The organism is Haloarcula sp. CBA1122, assembly GCF_009741785.1.
Lineage (GTDB): Archaea > Halobacteriota > Halobacteria > Halobacteriales > Haloarculaceae > Haloarcula > Haloarcula hispanica.
Window position 1 is genome coordinate 37,331 of the sequence record NZ_WPCB01000020.1, and the last position, 21,859, is coordinate 59,189.

General features: G+C 55.8%; 17 protein-coding genes, 1 rRNA gene and 7 pseudogenes. 15 read left to right on the forward strand and 10 right to left on the reverse strand.

Features of this window, described 5'->3' with window-relative positions:
• The first annotated feature begins 542 nt into the window (after positions 1-542).
• The 5 genes from GJ630_RS09965 to GJ630_RS09985 all read left to right on the forward strand — a co-directional run bounded on the left by GJ630_RS09965 (position 543) and on the right by GJ630_RS09985 (position 6,300).
• Entirely contained in the window at positions 543-857 is a 315-nt protein-coding gene (locus GJ630_RS09965; RefSeq protein ID WP_191449829.1) for a PadR family transcriptional regulator, read from the forward strand.
• A 1,167-nt stretch (positions 858-2,024) separates the two neighbouring features.
• Complete coding sequence (locus GJ630_RS09970; protein WP_146418398.1) at positions 2,025-2,324, forward strand: hypothetical protein; 300 nt, start codon at positions 2,025-2,027, stop codon at positions 2,322-2,324.
• Entirely contained in the window at positions 2,324-2,536 is a 213-nt protein-coding gene (locus tag GJ630_RS09975; RefSeq protein WP_014030594.1) for a hypothetical protein, read from the forward strand. The genes GJ630_RS09970 and GJ630_RS09975 overlap by 1 nt, the downstream gene beginning before the upstream one ends.
• A gap of 271 nt (positions 2,537-2,807) precedes the next feature.
• Positions 2,808-3,677 (forward strand): hypothetical protein, encoded by an 870-nt coding sequence (locus tag GJ630_RS09980; protein WP_191449830.1) that lies wholly within the window; start codon positions 2,808-2,810, stop codon positions 3,675-3,677.
• A 1,768-nt stretch (positions 3,678-5,445) separates the two neighbouring features.
• Entirely contained in the window at positions 5,446-6,300 is an 855-nt protein-coding gene (locus tag GJ630_RS09985; RefSeq protein ID WP_217284527.1) for a hypothetical protein, read from the forward strand.
• 191 nt (positions 6,301-6,491) lie between these two features.
• On the opposite strand, the gene GJ630_RS09990 is transcribed toward GJ630_RS09985, so the two are convergent.
• Positions 6,492-6,737, reverse strand: coding sequence for a hypothetical protein (locus GJ630_RS09990; RefSeq protein WP_191449831.1), 246 nt, complete (start codon positions 6,735-6,737; stop codon positions 6,492-6,494).
• 85 nt (positions 6,738-6,822) lie between these two features.
• Here GJ630_RS09990 and GJ630_RS09995 point away from each other — a divergent pair, with 85 nt between their 5' ends.
• The 10 genes and pseudogenes from GJ630_RS09995 to GJ630_RS10040 all read left to right on the forward strand — a co-directional run bounded on the left by GJ630_RS09995 (position 6,823) and on the right by GJ630_RS10040 (position 15,938).
• Positions 6,823-7,083 (forward strand): hypothetical protein, encoded by a 261-nt coding sequence (locus tag GJ630_RS09995; protein ID WP_064288215.1) that lies wholly within the window; start codon positions 6,823-6,825, stop codon positions 7,081-7,083.
• Between the two features lie 491 nt (positions 7,084-7,574).
• The gene (locus tag GJ630_RS10000; protein WP_023842880.1) at positions 7,575-7,940 is read left to right on the forward strand and encodes a VOC family protein; all 366 of its coding nucleotides are present in this window, start codon (positions 7,575-7,577) and stop codon (positions 7,938-7,940) included.
• A 1-nt stretch (position 7,941) separates the two neighbouring features.
• Positions 7,942-8,213, forward strand: a pseudogene (locus GJ630_RS20050) (transcriptional regulator); the annotation flags it as partial.
• Positions 8,201-8,335: pseudogene (locus tag GJ630_RS20555) on the forward strand (hypothetical protein); the annotation flags it as partial. The pseudogenes GJ630_RS20050 and GJ630_RS20555, both read left to right, overlap by 13 nt.
• Positions 8,336-8,440: 105 nt before the next feature.
• Positions 8,441-8,638: a hypothetical protein gene (locus GJ630_RS10015; RefSeq protein ID WP_225308227.1), complete on the forward strand. Its 198-nt coding sequence runs from the start codon at positions 8,441-8,443 to the stop codon at positions 8,636-8,638.
• A gap of 292 nt (positions 8,639-8,930) precedes the next feature.
• Complete coding sequence (gene cutA / locus GJ630_RS10020; protein ID WP_191449832.1) at positions 8,931-9,239, forward strand: divalent-cation tolerance protein CutA; 309 nt, start codon at positions 8,931-8,933, stop codon at positions 9,237-9,239.
• Positions 9,240-9,287: 48 nt separating this feature from the next.
• Positions 9,288-11,876, forward strand: coding sequence for a PD-(D/E)XK nuclease family protein (locus GJ630_RS10025; protein WP_371727343.1), 2,589 nt, complete (start codon positions 9,288-9,290; stop codon positions 11,874-11,876).
• On the forward strand, positions 11,873-14,737 hold the full coding sequence (locus tag GJ630_RS10030) for a UvrD-helicase domain-containing protein (RefSeq protein ID WP_191449833.1): 2,865 nt from the start codon (positions 11,873-11,875) through the stop codon (positions 14,735-14,737). Before GJ630_RS10025 ends, GJ630_RS10030 begins: the two co-directional genes overlap by 4 nt.
• A 27-nt stretch (positions 14,738-14,764) precedes the next feature.
• Positions 14,765-15,178: pseudogene (locus GJ630_RS10035) on the forward strand (MFS transporter); the annotation flags it as partial.
• Positions 15,179-15,305: 127 nt separating this feature from the next.
• Positions 15,306-15,938 (forward strand): annotated as a pseudogene (locus tag GJ630_RS10040) (IS6 family transposase).
• A gap of 217 nt (positions 15,939-16,155) precedes the next feature.
• Here GJ630_RS10040 and GJ630_RS10045 read toward each other — a convergent pair.
• The 9 genes and pseudogenes from GJ630_RS10045 to rrf all read right to left on the reverse strand — a co-directional run bounded on the left by GJ630_RS10045 (position 16,156) and on the right by rrf (position 21,765).
• Complete coding sequence (locus GJ630_RS10045) at positions 16,156-16,674, reverse strand: hypothetical protein (protein ID WP_014030580.1); 519 nt, start codon at positions 16,672-16,674, stop codon at positions 16,156-16,158.
• On the reverse strand, positions 16,674-17,666 hold the full coding sequence (locus GJ630_RS10050) for a ParA family protein (RefSeq protein WP_014030579.1): 993 nt from the start codon (positions 17,664-17,666) through the stop codon (positions 16,674-16,676). Before GJ630_RS10050 ends, GJ630_RS10045 begins: the two co-directional genes overlap by 1 nt.
• 679 nt (positions 17,667-18,345) lie before the next feature.
• A pseudogene (locus GJ630_RS10055) lies at positions 18,346-18,663 on the reverse strand (hypothetical protein); the annotation flags it as partial.
• Between the two features lie 32 nt (positions 18,664-18,695).
• A pseudogene (locus tag GJ630_RS20560) lies at positions 18,696-19,197 on the reverse strand (twitching motility protein PilT).
• A pseudogene (locus GJ630_RS20420) lies at positions 19,194-19,331 on the reverse strand (UPF0175 family protein); the annotation flags it as partial. The pseudogenes GJ630_RS20420 and GJ630_RS20560, both read right to left, overlap by 4 nt.
• 425 nt (positions 19,332-19,756) lie before the next feature.
• Positions 19,757-20,119, reverse strand: a complete 363-nt coding sequence (locus tag GJ630_RS10070) for a hypothetical protein (RefSeq protein ID WP_252718778.1) — start codon at positions 20,117-20,119, stop codon at positions 19,757-19,759.
• Positions 20,116-20,442 carry a UPF0175 family protein gene (locus GJ630_RS10075; RefSeq protein WP_014030574.1) on the reverse strand — a complete coding sequence of 109 codons (327 nt, stop codon included), beginning with the start codon at positions 20,440-20,442 and terminating at the stop codon, positions 20,116-20,118. The genes GJ630_RS10070 and GJ630_RS10075 overlap by 4 nt, the downstream gene beginning before the upstream one ends.
• Before the next feature lie 408 nt (positions 20,443-20,850).
• Entirely contained in the window at positions 20,851-21,435 is a 585-nt protein-coding gene (locus tag GJ630_RS10080; RefSeq protein ID WP_014030573.1) for a helix-turn-helix domain-containing protein, read from the reverse strand.
• 207 nt (positions 21,436-21,642) lie between these two features.
• A 5S ribosomal RNA gene (gene rrf / locus GJ630_RS10085) occupies positions 21,643-21,765 on the reverse strand.
• Positions 21,766-21,859 lie beyond the last annotated feature (94 nt).

Sequence of the window (21,859 nt, forward strand, 5' to 3'; positions counted from 1 at the left end):
TTAGCTTATTGCTGACTGCCGTATTACTAATCTCCAGCCGTTCAGCGAGACCTTTAGGGGCCTGAACCGGTGGATAAGCTAGCCTAATTTCTTTCAAAACGTCGATTTTGGTGACCGTTGGGTCTGGTCCGGGCTTAGACACTTTGAGAGCATTTTGGTCGGTTCGGACATAGTAATGTCTCTCTACAAGTGTTCTTCTAGAGCAAGTATTATGGGTGTCGGGTGTAACATCACGAAATAAGCGACGCCTACTCTCGCACACAGCGTCGCACTGAACCCATGACAACCGGCAAGCCCACCCACGAAGAGTCGCATCGCTCGCCACCGACCGGCACTTCCGGTCATTCGGAAACCACCAGACGGCGGTACTTCCAGTCACTTCCGGTCATTTTCCGGTCATCGACTGAGCGGCCCACGAACACGCCACAGCGGGCCAGAGACGAAAATCGGACGCCAAAAATCCACTTCCGGTCACGCGCGCCCCAGACTCTTGCCAAGTCACGTCCCAGCTGTGGCCAGATGCATACCACCGGAGGCGACCGATGACGACCTACCACGACCTGACGGGCTTCCAGCGCGACCTCCTGGAAGCCATCGCCGCCGTCGACGATGATCCGTATGGCCTCGCGCTCAAGGACTATCTCGACGAGCGCTACGCCGACCCGATCAACCACAGCCGCCTTTACCAGAATCTCAACCGACTCGTCGAACAGAACCTCATCAACCGCGACGAACTCGACGCGCGCACCAACGAGTATACGCTGACTGACGCTGGCAGACAAGGGCTCCACCAACACGCCGAGACGCTCACACAACTCTGCGAGCAGCCCCGTCTGACCAGAGGTGCCCAACAGTGACGGTACCTGTACACTCCCGTGGCTCTGATATCACGCGGCTTTTATACAGCTACCCGAAGGCGAGTGTGGGGTGGCAACGGGCACAGAATTTGCCACCCGTCTGTCAGAGGCACGGGCGGGTTCTGGACCCTGTTCACGGCATGGCCCAACTGAAACCATCCTGGGATCCAGCCTGTAGCGGGGATCAGAACCCGTATCTACGCTATGCACTCCTCCTAATTAATTTTAATTTGCCCCTGTCATGCAGTCTCAAGCCTCCAGCTGCCCGATTCGCTGCCCACTCAGACTCCGGTGGAGTCCATACTCAGAGACGTAATTCCGCATATCGGAACCAGACTACACACTGGCACCAGTCATCTCAGGAGAAGAATGGGGGACAGCCACGGGGAAATGGCGTATCACAGCCCATTCAGCGTCGCCTGAATCGGCGACGGGTTCTGGACCCAGACTACTTGATGAATCAGATGGGTCCTATGGGGATGCTGAGCGGGGACCAGAACCCAACTGAAGATAGCACGATTCGGAATAAAATCGCTTGCGGTTTCCGTCGAATCGCAAGCAAGCACCGGTATTATCCTCGTACCAGTCGGCCCGATGCCAGCAACCTCCAGTCTCACTGCCACGTAGACAACTGACTCGTCAGGAGAGTGGGTCGTGGTATGAAAGTGGTGGGCTGCTGGGGGGTGTAGGAAGTGGCGTGCAACGCACCACCGGAAGTCGTCATCCACGACGACGGGTTCTGGCCTCGGGCAAATCGATGATTCGGGGTGGGTCCATGGGGGGATGGAATAGAGACCAGTACCCAACCGACCGGTATGGAGTTGGTATCAAAAACAGTTGTGACTCAGACTCACAGTTTGTCCGCTCATGGAGTACGACACAGCCGCAAGCGTACCGGCGACAGAATGGTGGCCAGCCGGGGGACAGCCGTACTGAAGCTAGCGCTTCCGCCACCATTCGAGCTCATCGGCCCCGACACCGAGTTCCGGATCCGGACCAACTACTACCTCCGATTGGCACCACTGACAGTCACTCCGGCCTCGGGAACTCATCCGATTCATTGGTAAGTACACATAAAAGTCGTTTTGGCCATCAGTTATCCGGTACTGCGTTTCCGAGTGGGTATCAACGCCCCATCAATTGCTCACTCTATTGGGAGGTGGGGCGATGACTACCCACCCGACCGTCGGCGAGATCGTCGCCATTACGACCACCAATAGTAACCCGCTGTTGCTGGTCCGTACTGTCGACGACGAACACGTCACGGGCGTGTTACTGGCCGACCTCACGACAGAACCGCTCCGTCGGTTGCAGGCGTCTGAACCAGACACGACCACGCGCCGACGGCTGGTCGACGCAATCGGTCAGACTGGCGAGCTGATGTCGTTCACCGTTCCGGTCACAGATTGTGCGCTGGTTGAACGCGAGAGCAGCCGTCCTGAGCCATTCGCAGGAGGGGATGACTGATGGCCCGCGCTGATCCATCACCGGAACCTGCCACCGAGACAGCGTCATCAGACACAGCCCAGTGGCGACTCCACTACCACGTCGGCGACCTCGAACATTACACCGAATGGACGGCTGACTTCCCCTCCATCGAGAACTACTACGACCAGTACCATCACGGGGACCACGCCCACGATGTCGCCATCGAGCGCCGAGCAGTGATCGAAACGTGACCCACCATAGCACCCACTCCGGTCCCAGCCACGACTGTACCACTGCCACCAGCGGAGCGCGACCGGTGAACCCAGTACCACGCTGGTCCGGACGACGACAGCGCATACAGACTGCTCGTCGCCGGCGCAGTGCCACGACACAAATCCACTAGACGGAGCGGGGTTGCCACGAGCCAACCGCTCGCCTAGAGAGCGCCAGCTACGTCACCGACAGCCCGTGCTGTGGTCAGCACCGCTCGGTTCGATTCCGAGCACGGGTCCTGTGGTCACAATGCCACGACAAACAAACCCCAACGACGACAACGAGACCGACCAAGTCCTCGCCGACCACCTCGACATGGATATCGGACAGGCTGAGACGGATACCGACGCACTCCAGGCGCTCGTCAACGACCTCGGCGACGGCATGTCACCCCTCGTTTCGAGTGTTCTTGAGACACTGGTCGCGACTATCGATGACCTCCACGAACGCGTCACCGAACTAGAGGCCGACCTCGAACAGACCCACGAGGTTGCCACCACGGCTGTCGGTGACGCCGCCACGAACAACCAGCGCCTCGACGATCTCGAAGCACAACAGGAGACCACCCGCGATGTCGCGAAGAGCGCCATCGCCAAAGCCCAGCAACTCGAAGCCGACACCGACCAGCAGGAAGACGCCGAGGAGCTGCCAGAGGGCATCGAACCCAGCACCTCGCCGCTGGATTTCTTCGCGAACTGCCGCCAATCGAAAGTCAAGACCATGTTCGTCGAGCGCTCGAACCGCCAGAACACCTACCGCGCCATCAGCATCGCCAAGCGCTGGCCGGAATTTGCCACGACACGAACCGACGGCAGCGGCGTGTTCATGACCAAAGCAGACCTTCAGACAGCCCTCACCGCCGAACTCGGGAAGGAACCCCATCGCCAGACGATCAAGCGCGTCTGGGAGACACTGGTTGACATCGGCGGCGACGACGTTGTCGAGAAAACCCGACAGGTCGGACGGGATCAGACCCAAACTGAGATCCTCGCGATGGATATGGCAACAGCCGAAGGGCTGCTCGAAAAACGCTACATCGGTCTCGATTTGTTGGAGAACAGCGACCACAAAGCCGCCACACGTGGCGTCACACCCGTTGTGGTGGAGTCCACCCCCTAACCCTGTGACACACGTCGGATAGGACACGAACCGACACTGAACCAACGCTACTGGACGCGGTGGTACGTGCCCTGCCGCCGTCGACGCCGCTGTTTCCTAGCTGCAGGAACCGGGAGCGACCCCCTGTTGTCAGGAGTGTAGTGAGTGGTCGTAACACGAACGGAGCGACCACAGCGATTCCAGTGGTCACAACAGGTGTGACAGGGCAACCTTGGTACTGGTCTGGATTGCGTGCCTGTTTGAGTATGGCTGATCGGGTTTCTCTGGAACGCCTCTCATCTTGCAGAGGCTCACAAAATACGGGCGAGTTCCCTTGCCGTCAGACTAGGATTTCCCTATCAGTTCAACTCAGGCACTCGCGCCGTCGCTGGATTCTCCCAACAGATCCCGGCGCGGGGTCGCACACCGCCAGGGGTAGTCTGGAAATTATCGCTACTCATGTAAACATTACACACTATTCAACAAAAGTGGAGGTGTCGATCAAGCCGGCGCAACGACGTATTGGATAGATCGGCCACCATTAGACTGGACGCTAACAAAACCGATTGCGTGCATCTGGTACGCCTATGACGGTGGGTTAGTGTGGTCCGGAGACTCGACGCGGCCACGGGCCACTTGGACGATCACCGACGACATGCGAGCAAGCGCTCGTCGAGCAGGGCTACGAGGTGACGGTGTGGGATCGGCGGCTGGCATTACCCTTCGATGCGACCGAGCGGTTTCTGGCGTGGCTTGGTAACCCGGCGCCCGGAAGTACATACAAGTGGGCACTGGAGCGTGACGAGTACGAACGGCGGCGTGAGGTGGTGTAGGAACGGATTCGGTACTCTTGTGGTATTTGTGTTGTTCAGGTCGCGAGTGGGTCACGGACTCCAGAAGTTCGGCCCTACGATATCGGCGACTGTAGCGACAGTGACAGCAGCTGGGTTTCTCGGATGTGTGCTGCTCCAATCGTATCACTGCTGGACCTGCAGGTTCCCGTTCCGTAGGTTTGTCTGAGCATCGCAGTATGCAATAGTGGCATAAATTATATCACTGGGTGGGCAGTATGTACGAATGTTCCAAGCATCTGCGGGGAGGTGACTTTCACTTCCCTGTGTATTAGATTTTTGAGCAGCGGCACTGTCACCAATAACGCTTTAGGGCAGGCTGTCTTTCAATACACTGGTGACGTTCTGTCACCAACCCCGCAAGATGCTTGGAACGCTCTTCGCGGGCTGCGGCGCAGTGAAGATGGCAATGTGGACTGTGACGACAGTCCTGACGACATTGTCCATCGCGGTTCGCGTCTTGCAGCTTAAGCGCGAGTAGTCCGCAAGGACCTCGCTACGGCGAACGGGGCGGGGGTGACGCACCCTCGCCTTGGGAAGAGAGCAAGCGTTGGGACGATTCAGTTGCGGCCCATCTTGCGGGGGTTTTAATCGCCGTTTTCGGACACGAACTCGATAGGAGGGCCATCCACGAGACCAGTATTTGGTTGCATTCGCCAGATAAATCAGCGAGGGGAATATCGCCGTTTACCGCGGGTGTGGGTGATAGATAGACAAGTCCGACTGTATGTTTTACCATCACACATGGTATTTCAAGTGCAACAGTAGGCGATAGTGATGACATGGAGCGTAGTCGGATTAACGACAAAATCAAGTCCGCCCTGTCGTGGTTCTCGTATCTAGCTTTCGTTACACTCTTGATCTCTGGTTTACTGGCGAGTAGCTACATAGCATACGAGATCGAATCTGAACGCGCGGTTGAGGGAACAAACAAGCATGTGAAACTGGAGGAAACATCCGCGGTTACTAACAATAACACCCTCCAGTATCAAGATGTCCCTCCGTCGGTTCGGCGCGTAATCGGAGCGAAGATAGAGCGAGATTTGTCCATAACAGATCGAGGTCCGCCCATAACACTGTTCGGCCACCCAGATGAGAGCCCCCCAGAGGAGTGGAGTGAACACGATTTTTACCTCTCAAGCTCTGCAGCGTACAAAATAACGCAGGTCGAAGCACCCTATCATCGCCTCTCGGTAGGCGCAATAGTATACGAGCAGAATTCCTCAGATATTCTGTCAATATTAGGACTATACTTGCTCCTGATGGGAGGAATACTGGGAATCAAACTTGGACAGCGATTGCAGTGGGACACGCTTATCACCCGATCGTTTCAACTGGTCATAATTAGTACCGGTATCGGGTTACTGTTCGCCGTCCCCATCCTGCTTAGTATTCTCTCTTATCACGAGGTGAATGGGGGAAGTGCGATGACGACGGGATTCCCAATCTACATCGGCTTCCTCATGTTTATACTCTACTCTGGTCGGGTCGGGAAGCGGACGGCATCGCTTCTCGGATTCTCCGCCGAGTACGCGGCATACAAGGACCAGTTCGCCAGCGGCGCTGACTCCAAAATGCCGACCGGCTCACGAGAGGGAGACACGGTCACGCTTGATGCAGATGAGACAGAGAGGCTACTGACAGGAAAGACGGTCTCGGAGTCTCTCGATGACGGCACATCATTCCAGATAGAACTCTCAGGTACCGCGTTGACATGTCTCTCCGACCGGAACATAAACTTAGATCGTGGCGATGACAGTGATTCTGATCATCAGTCGGATCGGAACGGGTAAACTCCCGAGAATCATCTGTTGTGAGAGTTATATGTACCACTTATAGTGGCGGTTGAAAAAGTGCGCCGGTGACATTGCCTGCCGATTGCCACCGGGTATTCGTCGACGGACCGCTGTTCGGGACTCATGTTCGGGAACCCCCTCACCCGGCGGAGGCTCACAAAATACGGGCGAGTTCCCTTGCTGTCAGACTATGATTTCTCTATCGGTTCGACCCACTCGGGAGCGCAATCATGGGTCCCGCCGTAGATCGAGCGGTCGGGATACTGGTCGTCGTCAGCCTCGACAGCGACGATCACGTTGCCGCCGGAACACGAAATTTCTGCAACGGTTCCGACGACTGCATCGAGTGGGCCGTTTCCGTCGGTCCAGTCAGTTCTGACGTGGTCACCGCGGTCGAAGTCATACTCCTCGAAGGAAGGCGCTGTGGTACTCATGCTCTCCTCTGGCTCCGAGGGAGACACAAAATGGCTCGGATGCCAGCCAGAGTGCTGATACTGCTTGCCGCGATAAGAAGAGGTGATGACTGAGTTGCAGGTCCGGAAACCCAATGGCTGGACAACCGTCACGTTTCCCGACGAAGTTGCGACGATCTCGGTTGTCGGTGGGAAGGTCGACGGCCAGCTGTGCCTGACCCTCACCGCCGAACGGGAGGACAGTCCCCGTCTCGTCGAAACCGGTATTCTCGACGTCGACGAAAATGACGAGAACGTGCTAGAGAATGCAGTGCCCCGGACCGAGGACGGGACGAGTGTCGTTTTGGATCGGCTACTGCCGAGTTAGCCGTCGTTGTGAATCCGGACACCTCGGTAATAGGTCCCCGGGCGTTATCGAAAATACCGTACCCGCAATCCAGACAGAATATGACCGACGATTGCCGCTGCTATTAGCAGTACTGCACCTGATTTGGAGCCAGTCGTCTGTGGTAATGCCATCACAGCCGCCGAGAGCAGGTAGAGCAGGTATCCAGTCATCCACATTAATGTATTTCTTGAAACCATCTGGTTACATATGTAGAGTGGTGGGGAATTTGATTACGGTATCCTGTTACCAGAGGGGAATGTCTTCACCCTTATCTATACTCTATTCCTGCGTCAGTCAATCATTCATTCAGCGAATTATTCGGGTTATCAATAATACTACACAATCGGTCCACCTTCACCTCATTAAGATACAGGGTTACCGGTCTCCCCAGAGGATTTCCCGGTGATAGTCGTGGTAGTACTTTCCGTATCCAATAGGTGTTTTTACCCTCCGGAATATAACCAAAGTGCATGCCAAGCGTACAATTTATTACCTTTGCTTGTGATGAAGTGGAACAACTGGCAGAGTTCTGGTCAGTCGCTCTCGGAGGTACACGACGTGAGCTGCCAGAATCGCTTGAACCTGAAATCGTTGACCTGCCTGGAGATGGTCCGGATTTGCTGTTCAAAGAACAACCGAAAGGAACGGAGCGAGATCTCCCCATTCATCTTGATGTCTCAACCGAGAATCGAAGGGAGACAGTCGAACAACTCTGTAACATAGGTGGGTCTGTCCGCGAAACCAAGACCGAAGAATACGAAACGCACACCGCCACTTGGACAGTGATGTCAGATCCCGAGGGTAACGGATTCTGCGTCAGCGAGTACCAACAATAGCTACTACAGCGCTCTCAGCTACCACAGGCTGACCGAACAGGTCTCCCGGACGGTGTACGTCGTCACACGACCCGGACACAAAGCCGGGTGATTCACAGCGCCTTGTTTCGCATCACGACGGTCATAGAGCAGAAATTCTTCGGCTTTGAGCCGACATCTATCGAGGGGACGACCGTTCGGGTCAGCGATTTAGAGAACCACTGGTCGACTGTGCGGACCACTCCCAGGTTCTACGGTGTCCGTCGAGAACTCGCAACTGCGATGCGAACCAGTTGCGCGAAATTCCCGAAAATCGACGTGATGCGTTCCACCGAGATGCTCTCGAAGCCGATGTGATTCCGCTCGTGGCGGCGTTCGCTGTACAAAGTCACGGTGACGCACGGAAGGCGATCGACCCTCGTCGCCGGTTTTCGATCCTTCCGGCCGGACTGTGTTCGATTGTAGCTGACCCTGTCGGCGTAGAGGAAAGAGTTTGAGAGGGGTCCCGTCGTATGGAATGCATGGACAAAGACCAACTGCCGGAACTCGCGCTGTACTATATTGCGTTATTACTTCTGGTGTTTTTCATCCTTGAAGTGCTTCAAGCGGCTGTGGGTGAGATTTCATTCTGGATTGAAATGGTGATTATCCTCGGCATTGTCTTTGCGTATCGATATATCGCGGTCTGGCTCGGTATCGCCCCCAGCAGTGAAGAGTAGTGGGATCGACCAGCGAGCCATGCCAATCCTGACACGGTGAGAACCTTACCGTTCTTACGGAACACCGATGTTTCGGTGCTATCACATCTACGATTCTGTGGACGGTACACCGTCCTAATTCAGAAGCGTCTGTGGGGATGCCGCATTGGCAAGACCGAGCGTAGTGGTTCAACTGCTGCGAGCGTCAGAGGGTATTTGCTGTCCGCGTGGCGACGCTTCCTCTGTCGGTCTAACTCTGTCGCAAGTCGAGCAGCGGGAGTTCTGATATACGTGTATCCCAATGCAGTAACTGATGCCGACGATCTATATCACAGCTCCACAAGAGGCTGCAACGGAGATCGCGCAGACACTCGTTGAGGAACGACTTGCAGCGTGTGTGAACCGTGTGGCCTGTGACTCGATATATCGATGGGAGGGCGAAATCCATACCGATGCTGAGGAAATCCTTCTGGCGAAGACGACAGCCGACCGGTATCCCGATCCTCGCGACCGGGTTGTTGAGTTGCACCCCTACGAGGTCCCGTGTATCGAACGCTTTGACGAAACTGATATTTTTGCGCCCTTTTCGGACTGGCGAACCAGGAACGTGGACGCTGAATAACCGCTGAAATGGAGCCATCTTTTTGCCACTGGTTATACTCCTACCAGTGTGCCTATTCAGCGTGCAAGATCACTTGCGGATCTGTATACATCGGTCGCCGACTATGATCTCGTCTTGGTTCCTGAGGCCCCGCTTGCGAGCGCCCTCAACCGCCGGCTCGACCGGCCACAGTTCGGGACGTTTGCAACCACTCCACGCCGACTGGCCGCTGGGCGGCGCGAGCAGGCCGAAGACCGGACGGCGTTTCTGGAACTCGCCGACACTGTCGACGACTCGTGGAAAGCTCTGTCCTACGCTATCGGGAACGTCCTCCAGTGCTGGGAGCACCACGGACAGGCCGCGGGGATCCTGGAGTATCCAGCCTACGACGATCCCACCACGCGCACTGTGGTGGACAGGCTCGCCGCACGCCAGTCGACGTCACAACAGCTGACAGAGTTCACGGTTGACGCGGACCAGTCGGTTGCCGTCGTTGGGCTCCCGGAGTTCACTGAACTCGAACGATCGATCCTGCCAGCGGAGTATGACACGTATCCCCTGTTGACTGACGACACCTTCGACTATCCGGCGTTCAACATCTTCAGGTCCCCATCGGCGATTGTCGACGCGGTCGTGGATACCATCGACGAGGAGTCGGCTGATAATGTCGCAGTGGTGCTGGATAGTTCGAGCCAGTACTCTCCGCTGGTCGAATCTGCGCTTGAAGCGGCAGATATTCCCTACTATGGAGGACCGGGGTTCATCGATGACCTCGATGTGCGAGCAGTACTGCGGCTCTTGCGCGTCGCCTATCGTGGTTCCGAGACGACTGTCAGCGATATCGCCCCGATACTGTCACGACTTGGGACCGATGTTGATATTGAGCACAGTGAGAAACGGCTGGCAGCGACCGACCTGCCAGCAACCGCGTGGATTACGGAGGTGTGCGAGACGATCGGGGACCGAACCTTTGGCTCGCTCCTCACGGCCTACGAATCGAAAGCCGGCCGAACACTGGACCGTCTCCGGGACGAACTCGAGTCGCTCGGGCTCCACGACACTGTGGTCACCGAATCGCGGGTTAGTGATCTGGCCTTCTATCTGGATTTCTACGAGGTCCCAGTGGACAGAGAAAACGAGGGCGTGTTACTCGCAGATGCCAAATCTGCCGGCTACGTCGACCGACAGGCCGTGTTCTTTCTCGGGCTTGACGAGGGCTGGACCAACAGTGCTCCACAGCGCCCCTGGGTCGACACGGAGGCGCAGTTCGATCGGTATATCCGCCGCTTTCAGCGACTAATCCAGAGCGGCAGCGACCAGTACTATCTGGTCGAGGATACCGCTGGGGGCCAACCGGTGACGCCGTGTCTCTACTTCGAGGAACTCCTCGAAGAGCCCTTTGAGCGATTCAGCGACCTCGAATCAGTCAGGTATGAACGGACGGTCGATGGTGACCGTGATGGCTTTGCGAAAACGGCCGTCGAACCCCCGGTCGAGTCGGCACCCATCGAAACGATCAGCCAGACCAGTCTCAACAATTTCGTCAACAGCCCACGGGAGTATCTTTTCAGCCGGCTGGTCGATTCCCCCGACAAGGACTATTTCCGCGAGGGGAATCTGTTCCATGACTTCGCGGAGTTCTACGTCAACTATCCCGAGATCATCGACACAGACACGCTCTCGGAGGTGGTCGATGTCATGCTCGAGGAAGCCAAACCCTTCTACCCTGAGACGGACCGAATGTTACGCCGACGCCAGTATCGGATCGGGCTGGAAACCATCGTCGAATATCTGGATGCCAATCCACCGACGGCACCTGCCGATCTGCCCCCGGCCGGGGAGCCCGATGAGAACTTCTTCGCATCGTATTTCGACCGCCCCGTGGACTCGCCGCTTACCGAACGCCAGTTCACCAACCCGGACCTCGGTATCAACGGGAAAATCGACCTCGTGGAGGGACCCACAGCCCTGCTCGACTACAAGAGCGGGTCGAAGAAATCAGCCTACGATGTCTGTAAACAGGCTGCGATGGACCCGCCCAATGATACAATCAACTATCAGGCAATCGCCTACCTGGCACAGTTCCGTACACACCAGCCAAACGCGGAGCTATCCTTCTCGTTCTTCCACTTCCTCGAAACGCTCGACGATGCGATCACCGGCGACGCGGCTGTGGATGATACGCTGACAATAGTCTCCTACTACCCGCAGTCATTCGACGAGTTCGTCGGGACGCGCCCGGCGTACGAGGTCCTCTTGGATGGCTACAAGGACTGCGTGGCGACCTTCGAGGAGCTTGGCTTCGGGGGCTACAGCGATATCATGACAGACCTCACGTTCCCGGACACGACGGAGCGGTCGGCATTACGGGAGTCTGACTTCGCCGACCGATTTGCCAAGGCCGTGCGTCAAGAAACCAGCGACGACGTCGATGCCGAGAAAGGGGCTGACCAGGCGATTCGAGCGCTCAACGGCGTCAGGAAGCGCAACTTCTTCAAAGATGATCTCGACCAGTTCGAGGAATTCGTCGCCGACCGACTGACCGAGATCAATCGCTACCGGGCGGGCGAGGAGCGATTCCCGATTGAGGGGCTGGGTGGCGAACCCAACTATCGCCGGATCGATCATCGCGATATGTTCCTGGAGGGCAGCCGATGAGTGACGACACACCGAACGAGGCCCAGCAACAGCTGATCGATGAGACCGAGGGGATCTACCATGTCGACGCCGGTGCTGGCACCGGCAAGACCTTCGCCATCACACGCCGGTATGCGAACATCGTCGACCAGCCCGACGTCGAGCCAGAAGACATCCTGCTGGTTACCTTCACCCGCAGTGCGGCCACCGAGATGCGTGAGCGCATCGTCGAGCACTGTTCGTACGGAATGCGTGAGCTGGCCGACGCACCGATCCAGACGTTCCACTCGTACTGTCACGACCTGCTCGACGAGCACGGCTATCGCGCCCCGACGCATCTGGGCATCGACGACCGAATCACTGGCGGTACCCAGATCCTTGAGGATAGCCAACTCGAGAATGAGCTGTTCCGTGAGTTCTTCGGGCAGTTCCGGGATCGCCATCCTGAGTACAACGACATCTTTCGGGCACTCTCAGAACCTACCGAGCCGCTCTCGCTCATTAACGAACTCGCTGCGAAGGGTATCTTCCCGACTGCAGATGGCTGGTATCGAGAGGAGAAACAACATCTGCTGGGGGACTACGAGCTGTTCAAGCAGTATTTCGATGCCCAAAATCAGGCCCGCAACGATGGGCGCAAGCAGTCCCCGCTCCGGGACGATCTCTCGCGGTTCGGGACGAACAAAACCTACCGCTCGGCGGCTCCTTCCAAATCGGAGCTTCGGGGTGGCCGGGGAACCAAGGAACTCGACGATAGCGTCGCTCGCGAGGTCTTTGAAGAGGATCGGAATGAGCTACTGGCATTCGTTCACGACTGTTACTTCGAGTATCTGGAGTTCGCCCTGGAACGGAACTACCTGAACTTCGGGTTCCTCCAGCTGTTTGCTTTCGTGGCACTGTGCGAGGAGCCAGCGCTGCGTGACCGCGTCGGGTTCGAGTACGTGATGGTCGATGAGTTCCAGGACTCCAGTGAGATTCAGTTCAAGCTGGCGCTGCTGCTCGCTGAGACGGACAATCTCTGTGTCGTGGGCGACTGGAAACAGAGCATCTACTCGTTCCAGTACGCCGCCGTCGAGAACATCGCGGAGTTCGATTCCCGGCTGAAGCGATTCCGGAGCGAGTTGAACGCTGATTCCGAGCAGGTCGAATTCGGGACGGATGGGATAACATACATCGAACTAACGGAGAACTACCGATCGACACAGACACTGCTTGACTTCTCGACAAATGCATTGACCACGCCAGCGACCAGCTCGGAAACAATCGATGAGCCCGTCGACATCGACTCGCTGTCCTCGAATGCCACCTTCGACGAGACCAGCATCGAGGCCGTTCAGCATGAGGATGAACACGAGGCGGTACTGGCCAGGATCCAGTCAATTGTCGATAGCGACGACTACCGGATTGAAGACGAGAACGGCGACCCCACAACCCCGAGCCACGGCGATATTGCGGTCCTGACCAGAACACGCGATTACGGACGAGAACTACTGACTGCAGCCGAGGAGCACGGGCTCCCGATGGCCTACGACGGGGAAGTCGAACTGTACCGCAGTGACCCCGCGAAGCTACTGCTGGCGTGGCTGCGGATCGTCGAATCCGATGGCGACCGTGGCTGGGCCGTTGTTCTAGAGCGGGCGGGCTACACGCTTGACGAGATCGATGCGCAACTGGAGCGAGAAGACTACCCGCCAGCGATGACCGAATTCCGGGACACTCTGCGGGAGCTTGAGGCAGTAAGTTCGCTGGCCCGGCGCGTCTTCGATCGTTACGGGCTGACTGGCGATTATGCACGGGAACTGCTGGCGCATATCCAGTCCGTCCACGACGCCACAACACTCACTCGCGGGGACCTGATCCAGTTTATCGAACGCGCGATTGACAAGGGGAGTACCCACGCGATCAACACCACTACTGATACGGATTCGGTGACGGTCCAGACGATCCACGGCGCCAAGGGCCTGGAGTATCCGATCGTCATCCTGGCCAATATGAACGACGGGCGGTTCCCGCCGCGTGGTCGGACCAGTGGTGTGCTGCAGTACGACGAGGCGACGGGGCTCCGACAGCGCAAAACCTTCGCTGACGAAGGCCGGTATCCACACGTCTACGATAACTGGCGCTACGATGTCTTGCGGCAGTGCCTCCCCGATAACTACGACGAAGAACGCCGGCTCCTGTATGTGGCCATCACCCGAGCCGAGAGCCACGTCGTTTTTGCCAGTGGGGCCGATCCAAATACGTTCCTCTCTGAGCTGCCAGTCGAACTTACCGAGGGGGCGACAGAAATTGAAGCGAGCCAGCCCGACGAGTCAGTCCAGGCACAGCTGCCGTTCAGCATTGCAACACCCGATGGGCCGGTTGGCTACAGTCCACATTCACTGATGGATGACTCCGTGTTTACTGAATCGGAGGCCGATGCCGGTAAGGCCGACGCTGATGAAGCAAGTGGGGTGGACTTTGGCTCACAGGTGCATGACTTCGCAGAGGCCTATGTGCTGGGTGAGGCGGTCTCACCATCGAACCCGCATGAGGAGCGCATCAAATCGCTGCTGGATGGGCTGGATGGAGAGTTGTACGCCGAAGAGGATGCCATCCTGCCACTCGAGATCGATGACCAGCGTGTCTCGATTACGGGTATCGTGGACCTGGTCCACATCACGCCCGATCGAGTCGAGATAATCGACTACAAGACTGACCGAAGCCGACGGGCACAGGACGAGTATCGCAAGCAACTGAGCGTGTATTATCACGTACTCGCCAGTGAGTATCCGGAGCGAGCGGTAACCACAAGCCTATTTTATTCTGCTATTGGGGAGCTGGTGTCAGTTGAACCGCTATCGAAGAGGACTCTTCGTAAGCTTGTGCTGGACCATCAGTAGATAAGAATAGGGTTCACACAGAGTTTGGGGGAGTCCTACGGCACGGAACTCGTCTCCCAGGGGCTTGGTGCAGTATGCTGGATCGTGGCGGTGTTTGCGCCAACGACTGCACTGACTATCACGCTGTTCGGTCTCGCGTGGATTCCTGTTGGCGTATCGGGCGTGCTCACCGCAACGCTGAACCAGCGCGTGTTCCCGACTGACCTACTTGGACGCGCCTCTGCGACGAAGGGAACCGCCTCGGGAGCGACGCTCCCGCTTGGCTCACTCGTTGGTGGAGGAGTTGCTGAAGCGTTGGGGACCACGACGACGATGGCGCTGGCCGCGAGCGGCTTCGGCTTTACTGCCGTCTACGTCCTCCTACGGCCACGGATCCGTCGGCTCCCCGCCGTCGAAACGGCAACTCCCGACGACTTTGATCTGGAGACCGAGACGCACTAATCGGCCGATTAGTGGGGCCTCCCACGCCCGTTCCGGCCAGAGGAACGCCCATCCCAGGTACAATCGTGAAAGCAGTCGCCATACCCCGTGTGGACACCATATTCCGCTCCATGAGGAGCGTTCGGCGATGGAATCGGGTATACAATCCCACGTTGCGGGACTTTCGTTGTCGAATACCATCGAAGTACTCGAAGATCCGGGTGTCCAACGCGGTCGCAAAGCCGTCCACAATTGGGTTCAGAAAGCCGATCTACAGCCAGAATCTGGGAAATCTCTGAATTAGATTGCGCTCGACGAAACAGTGATTCGCATCACCGATCAGCAATTCTATAGTAACAATTGAAACGATTTACATACTGATCGCACTGCCGTCGTGCGATCAGGTGCGCATTGACTTTCAATGGCTACTATAGCTGTACGCCGCTGCCGATCCGCAGTCGAACGTACTGCTTCACGTTCGGCTGTTTGCGACGACTACGACCACCCTCACAGAAATTTTCCTGCGCGAACTTCGTCAAAAGCACGATGTCGAAACTACTGTCTTTCTCGTCGATGGCGCTCAACACCTCCAAACTGCACTGCAACGAGCTGGCCTCCGATTTCAGATACGTCCCCACGGAAATTGGAACGCTGTCGAACGGATTTTCGAGAGTTGAAGCGTCGAACCTCGTCGTTTTCGAACTGCTTCAGTCACGCCGACCCGGAAACCGCCGAAAGCTGGTTGCAAACTTCCGCTCGATGGCTCAATGCCACTAACTAAACACTACCCAATTGAGAGACAGCAACTTTACTTATCCTGTGAATTGGATGGGGGGACTCTGATTCTGTGACTGAGCCGCTCTGATGTTGACATGTCGGACGACAGCAGACAGTAGCTTCGTCTATCACAATCCCTGAGATTACACCCAGAATATTGCGTGACCAGCTTTCGAGAGTGAGACACACCCTGTTTCGAGTGTAATTTGGGGCTGTTAGGATTAATCGAGTTCTCCGTATCCATCTCCTCTCATGAGTTCTGCAACGTCCTCTACGTTGTCGAACGCCGCGAGAAGCGCATACTCACGGGCGTCCGTCTTCGCGATGTCGTCTGCCCCGAGTTCCGAAGCGAGCTGGCTCCGAAACTCCGCTTCTTGTGAGACGACTTCATCGCGAGCGAAGAGCTCGAGGCGATTGTCTCGTTCATCCCCGACATTGCTCCGACGCACGAAGTACGGATACTTGTGGCCACTCGTTTGGTGTGATCCAGTATCGCTGGCTGTCGAGTTGCTCGTCGTACTCTCTTCGCTGGTACTATCCGCTTTCTTCGCTTCTGGGGAGTCCCGGCTGTCAGCTGCTTTCTCAGAGACGACCTCTTTGGATTCCAGATCATCCGCCTCCTCGTCTGCGGTGTCATCGATCTCCTCACCGGCTTCCTCTGTCTCGTCGTCTCCTTCTTCCTCATCGTTATCTCCGAAATTGAGGTTACCCGATCCCGATTTGAATGAATCGCCCCCCATTAGTCAGCCACCTCCGGTTCAGCGGGAAGGTCGAACTCTACGGTCTCGGTTCCATAATCGTCAATATCTAAGACGAGTTCATGATCAATGTCGACGTCGAACGTCTCAGTCGCAATGAAACCCGCCAGTTGCCAAAGTTTATCAAGCGTCTGGAGTTCACGGTCGGGAACTCTACGCTCCCCTTTCTTCGAGACCATCTCGCCGTCTTCCTCGTAGGTCTTCCACCGCTCCTCTACTACTTTGAATGCAGAACCACGGGCTTCCCACATGGCGTCCATCAAACTTTCTCGTGACCCAATGGAGACTGGCGTTGCGAAGGCGTCTGTATTTTCGAACTGATCGCGATACTGCTTGTGGGCGTTCGTCTGGCCGACTCCGGATGGAACCACGCACGAAAGCCCGATTTCGATGTCCAACGCAGTCTCCATGTTTCCGACCATCTCCTCAAGGCCATCAAGGCTGAGACTCCCCTTTCCAGCTGGCTTGACGGGCGCCACCAGTGTTCGAAGCGCGTAGATAGCATTGTAGAGGAGGTCTTCAGCGCGTGCGTTGGGGTCGATGAGGACCGCGTCGTACTTTTCGTTTAATTGCTCCTGCTCCCAGAGAAGATTGTATAGTAACTCAAAGCGGGGGTATTCATCGCGAGAAATCCCCTTCATTCCAGTTTCGTAGGAAATCTTCTGCTCAAGATTTGAGGTGAAATCCCCAAGCATGTCGTGGCTCGGAATGACGTCGACGCCCTCCTCAGCGGTCTCGATGAGGTCATCAAAGTCTCCATCAGGCATTTCGAGAATGTGTTTTACGAGATTGTCTGCGTCCGGGTTGCCACGGTTTTCTCCGACGTCGAAGAGTGAGGTAAGATTCCCAGTCTGCGGGTCCAAGTCAATCACGAGAACATCAAGTCCCATCCGCTTGAATGCGACCGCGAGATTCGCTGTCATAGTCGTTTTGTACGTCCCCCCGGATTCAGCGTAGACGACGGTCGTTATCATACACTTCCTCATTTGGATCCCTGTTACATATATCTGTGTCAGACATGTGGGCCAATTGTCTGTACCACTAATCTACACCATTTATCTGTACCTTCCTTCTGTAATGGTTGTCTGTACTATGATAGAGACTGAGTTGGATCGGGTCTGGAATCGCCGTCTGTAATTGTAGCACGTAGCACCTACCTGTGACACATATCTGTACTAATCATATGCAACAGGGATCCGATACAGACATCAATCTGTAGTTGTTTTAGATCGCAACGTCCATGACTTTCAGAACAGATATCTGTTACAGACTGGTGCTACAGTCATCTGTCTGGAAATAATAGGCTGTGCACCGACAAGATAGCGCGGAGTGATTCACACTTCAGAACCTGTTCCAGATTTCCATTACAGAAGACTGTAACAGACGACACACCTTTGAAAATCCAGAGGTTATGACCTGCGCTGTCTCATAAACACCCAAACGCTATATAGTCTTACAGACTTGGAAGTTGAGACTACAGGGGGTTTAGCGGGACTGTAATGCGTGATTTCGGAAGGTTTAGTGAAGAGGAACAGACTCAGATCGCTCTCCAAACGTCCAAGCTTGTCGAACTTCCAATCATATCCGCGGATGTCGGAGACTTCCGACAGCGTTGCCACTCAGACGGCCCTCTATCACGGGTGGAGAACCTCACTATCCGATTCCTGTCTCCTTTTTCAGCAGCGTCAGCGTATTATCTGCCGTCACCATCGGAGAGTGCTCGTACTCACCGGTCAATTCGACCTGCACGAGTAGATCTACTGCACGCCAAATCGAGTACAGCAGACACGCGAATGCGAAGTAGAAGAACCGCAACCCGAAATTGGTTTGCATCCGCTTCGGCACGACGTACGAGAGCCCGCACTGGCCGATCATCTCCAGAACGTGCTGGCTATCGAACTCCCGGTCCATCAGCACGTTATCGACGTGAACGAGGTTCTCGGCTGAGTTGAGCAGGTCTTCGACGATTTCTAATCAGGCGTTTTGAACTCCGAACAAGCCCATCATCGATACTCCGAGGTCGTTCGATACGGGACGTAGTAGCCGATCTCATCGATCCACTTCGACAGCCACTCGTCAGCAGTGGCTTCATCGATCCTCCCAGCATCGATTGCAGCCAACAGAGCCAACCGACCCCACAACGGTCACGCCCTGGGCTTTCGCAAACGACCGGGCATCTCCGTCGTCTGTCAGCAGTCAACCGTCGTGTGCGTCGGCGAGAGCGAACGCCTGTGCTCCCCAGGATCGAGATGCCCCCAACAACGGCTTCTCTGTTTGCGACAGTATCCGAAATCGCCGCAACTGGGATTTCGTCATCAAGCGTATCGAGTGCTTCCTGAAGATATGGGTGTTAGCAACGCCGTGTTCAAGCTCCTCACGAACGACTGGTACCGTACAGATTCCAGAAAGGTCAGCAACTATCCACAGCTGATCGATGTACGCAAAATTCGAGAGGACAGTCGTGTTCAAGACGCTCGGGTTCGCTGGGAGATCGTTACCTGTCATTTAGCACGGGGCTCCTCATCAGACGAGTCCTCATCATCAAATTCGAGTTCGCGTGTTGCCTCTACCTCGTAGGCTGCGTCGTCTTCGTTAACGAGCCCGAGGCGAAGTTCAACACCGTGCTCACGGAGGATGTTGCATCGGTTGTTTTTGCGACGCCGCCCTTTTGATTCGAAATGGCAATCCGTGTCGGCGGTAGATCATCTGGAATATTGGTACTATCTGGATTATCTAGATTATCTGTGTCATGTGGCATATCTTTACTCACCAGATTATCCAGATAATCTGGATGTTCTAACTTAATTCTTCGTCAGACACATCGCAGACATCGAGTCGATATGAGTATCGAAATATGAGAGATGTCGATAGCGACTACCCCTCAGCTGCCCCCAAGATCAGGGCTTCACGCCGATACTGGCGCTAGTCGTCAAGGAACGCATCGAAATCCCGAGCAGGTGAGTGAACCCAGCCTCATCAATCCAGCGTTTAAGATGCGTGTCTGCAGTCGTTGCTGTAATTCGATCATCCTCAACAGAACGGGCAAGCAGCCCAATCGAACCAGTTAGTTCGATGCCCCGTTGATTCGCAGTCGCACATGCATACCATCATCAGTGACGATCGTTCCATCAGTGTCGTCTGCAACTGCCAGTGCTTGAGCCTCACCCGGATCAAGCATTTCCAAGAGGGACTGCTCGATTTGGTGCGCCTCCGCTGATGCCTCAATGACGGGAATTTCTTCTTCAAGCGCAGTTACTGCACGTTCGAGATAGCGATGGGTTTCAACACCTTCAGTGAGTTCCATCTGGACAGCAGGAACCGTGACGAGTCGTAGCAGGTCCGCTATGAGTTCGATATGATCCACCTGCGCGAAGTTCGAGAGAACAGTTGTATTGAGAACCGTCGCATTAGCAGGCACACCTGTCATTCGAGATTCCGAGCCACGTCTATTTCATCGCGTGCGGCATCCATATCCTCCGGTCCAAATCGAAGTTCAACACCCTCCTCACGCAGGATGTCTCGCATCTCGAAGCGGTTAAACCCAGCAAGCCGAGCAGCAGTCCCAAGCGTAATTCGTTCCTCTTCATACAATGAGACAGCAGCCGCAACCCGTGCATTCTCGTGTTCTTCGAAGTATTCACGGAGTACATGGCGGATCGCGTCGCTCTTATTTTCGAAGATGCCCGCTTTGACCGCCCCCTCCATGAGGTCCGTTAGATCATCCGGAATGGTGGCAGTGGTTCGAGACATGGCTTACTAGATCCTAACTCTGCATACATTATATGAATTGCGACGAAGTTCCGCTGAGTTGTTAGGGTGCCTGTCGGCAGGTGAAATAGTGTCGTCGCAGTCGAGCCCCACATAGGTACTCCCAGCGAAGACGTAGTTGACAACGCTTGCAGCGCCGTTGATTCCTGATACCCACCGGTTGTCGGTTGGTTCCGGCGCAACACTTCGCGTAATGCCACGCAACGTGATCACTGTAGGCAGTTCCTTGATCTAGCATCCCCGATACCACCGTCCAAACGGAAACACCCGACGCAGTCCCCGAGCAACATTACTATCCTGCTGACGACCACAGGCGATGAAAAATCCGGTATCTGCGACCCACGCTACCGACCCCTGAAGTGGGTCGAATGGCGTACTGATAGTGGCTCGTTAGTCCTCCGCTGATGGTAGTTGGTCACGAGCGTTCCGAATATCCTCGAAGTATGGATCAACGGCTTCCATGTGTTGAACCACATCCTGAAGCGCATGCAAGACCGCAATAGCGAGGGCCTGCTGTAGATCAAGCTCTCGAGCTGCGACTCGTTCAGACATCTCGTCGTTGGTATAGGGAATGGCATACGTAAGCGCAGCCGCGAGTTTGCCGAGCCCATATCTCTCCAAGAGGAGGTTGAGGTCTTGGTCGTGTGGTGAGCGACCGACAGCCTCGATGAGAGTGGGAGTGACGGTATACTCGTCACCGTCCAAATCTGCAGTGAGCGTAATCGGGACAGTAGAGTACGTGTGCGTCTTCTGCGCTTCATCTCGGGTCACGACACCGAGGTCGACGAGCGTCCCCATATCCGAGTACGCTGTCGTGCGGGGGATCTCTAACACAGCGACGATATCGTCGATAATCACTTCACCCTCACGAAGGACGAACGTGTAGAGCCGGGCCAAGCGTGGCTCTTCCAGCAGTTGTGCAATCGACAGCAGACCATTGATAGCCCGTTCTGGGTCCCCGGCGGCTTTCGACATACAATTCATAATTCATGTATTGAGTAATAACGGGTAGGACGATGCCAACCAGTGAGCCAGTCACTGATAGTTGGATAATTACCAGCGTGCCACAGACGACTCACAGAGTGCGAAAGCTATCTGTTCACTGAGTGGGTCAGTTGCTTAGAAATACGGAAAGCCCACCGGGGAGAGATGTCTCTCCTCAGTGGGCTATGTAAGTATGAATGGTGGCGGCGAACCGCGTTTCCCAGAGGCTCGCGCACTCCAGTACTCCCCGGAACGCTGGTGGGCTTATCTTCCGTGTTCGGGATGGGTACGGGAGGCAACCCCACCGCTGTGGCCGCCTAACGTCGAGTCGTGGAATCGAACCACGAAAGTACCAGTCTCGATCAACTTTTCCACCGTGTGATTACGTGCGATCCAGTTTGCGCCTGGACTCGTT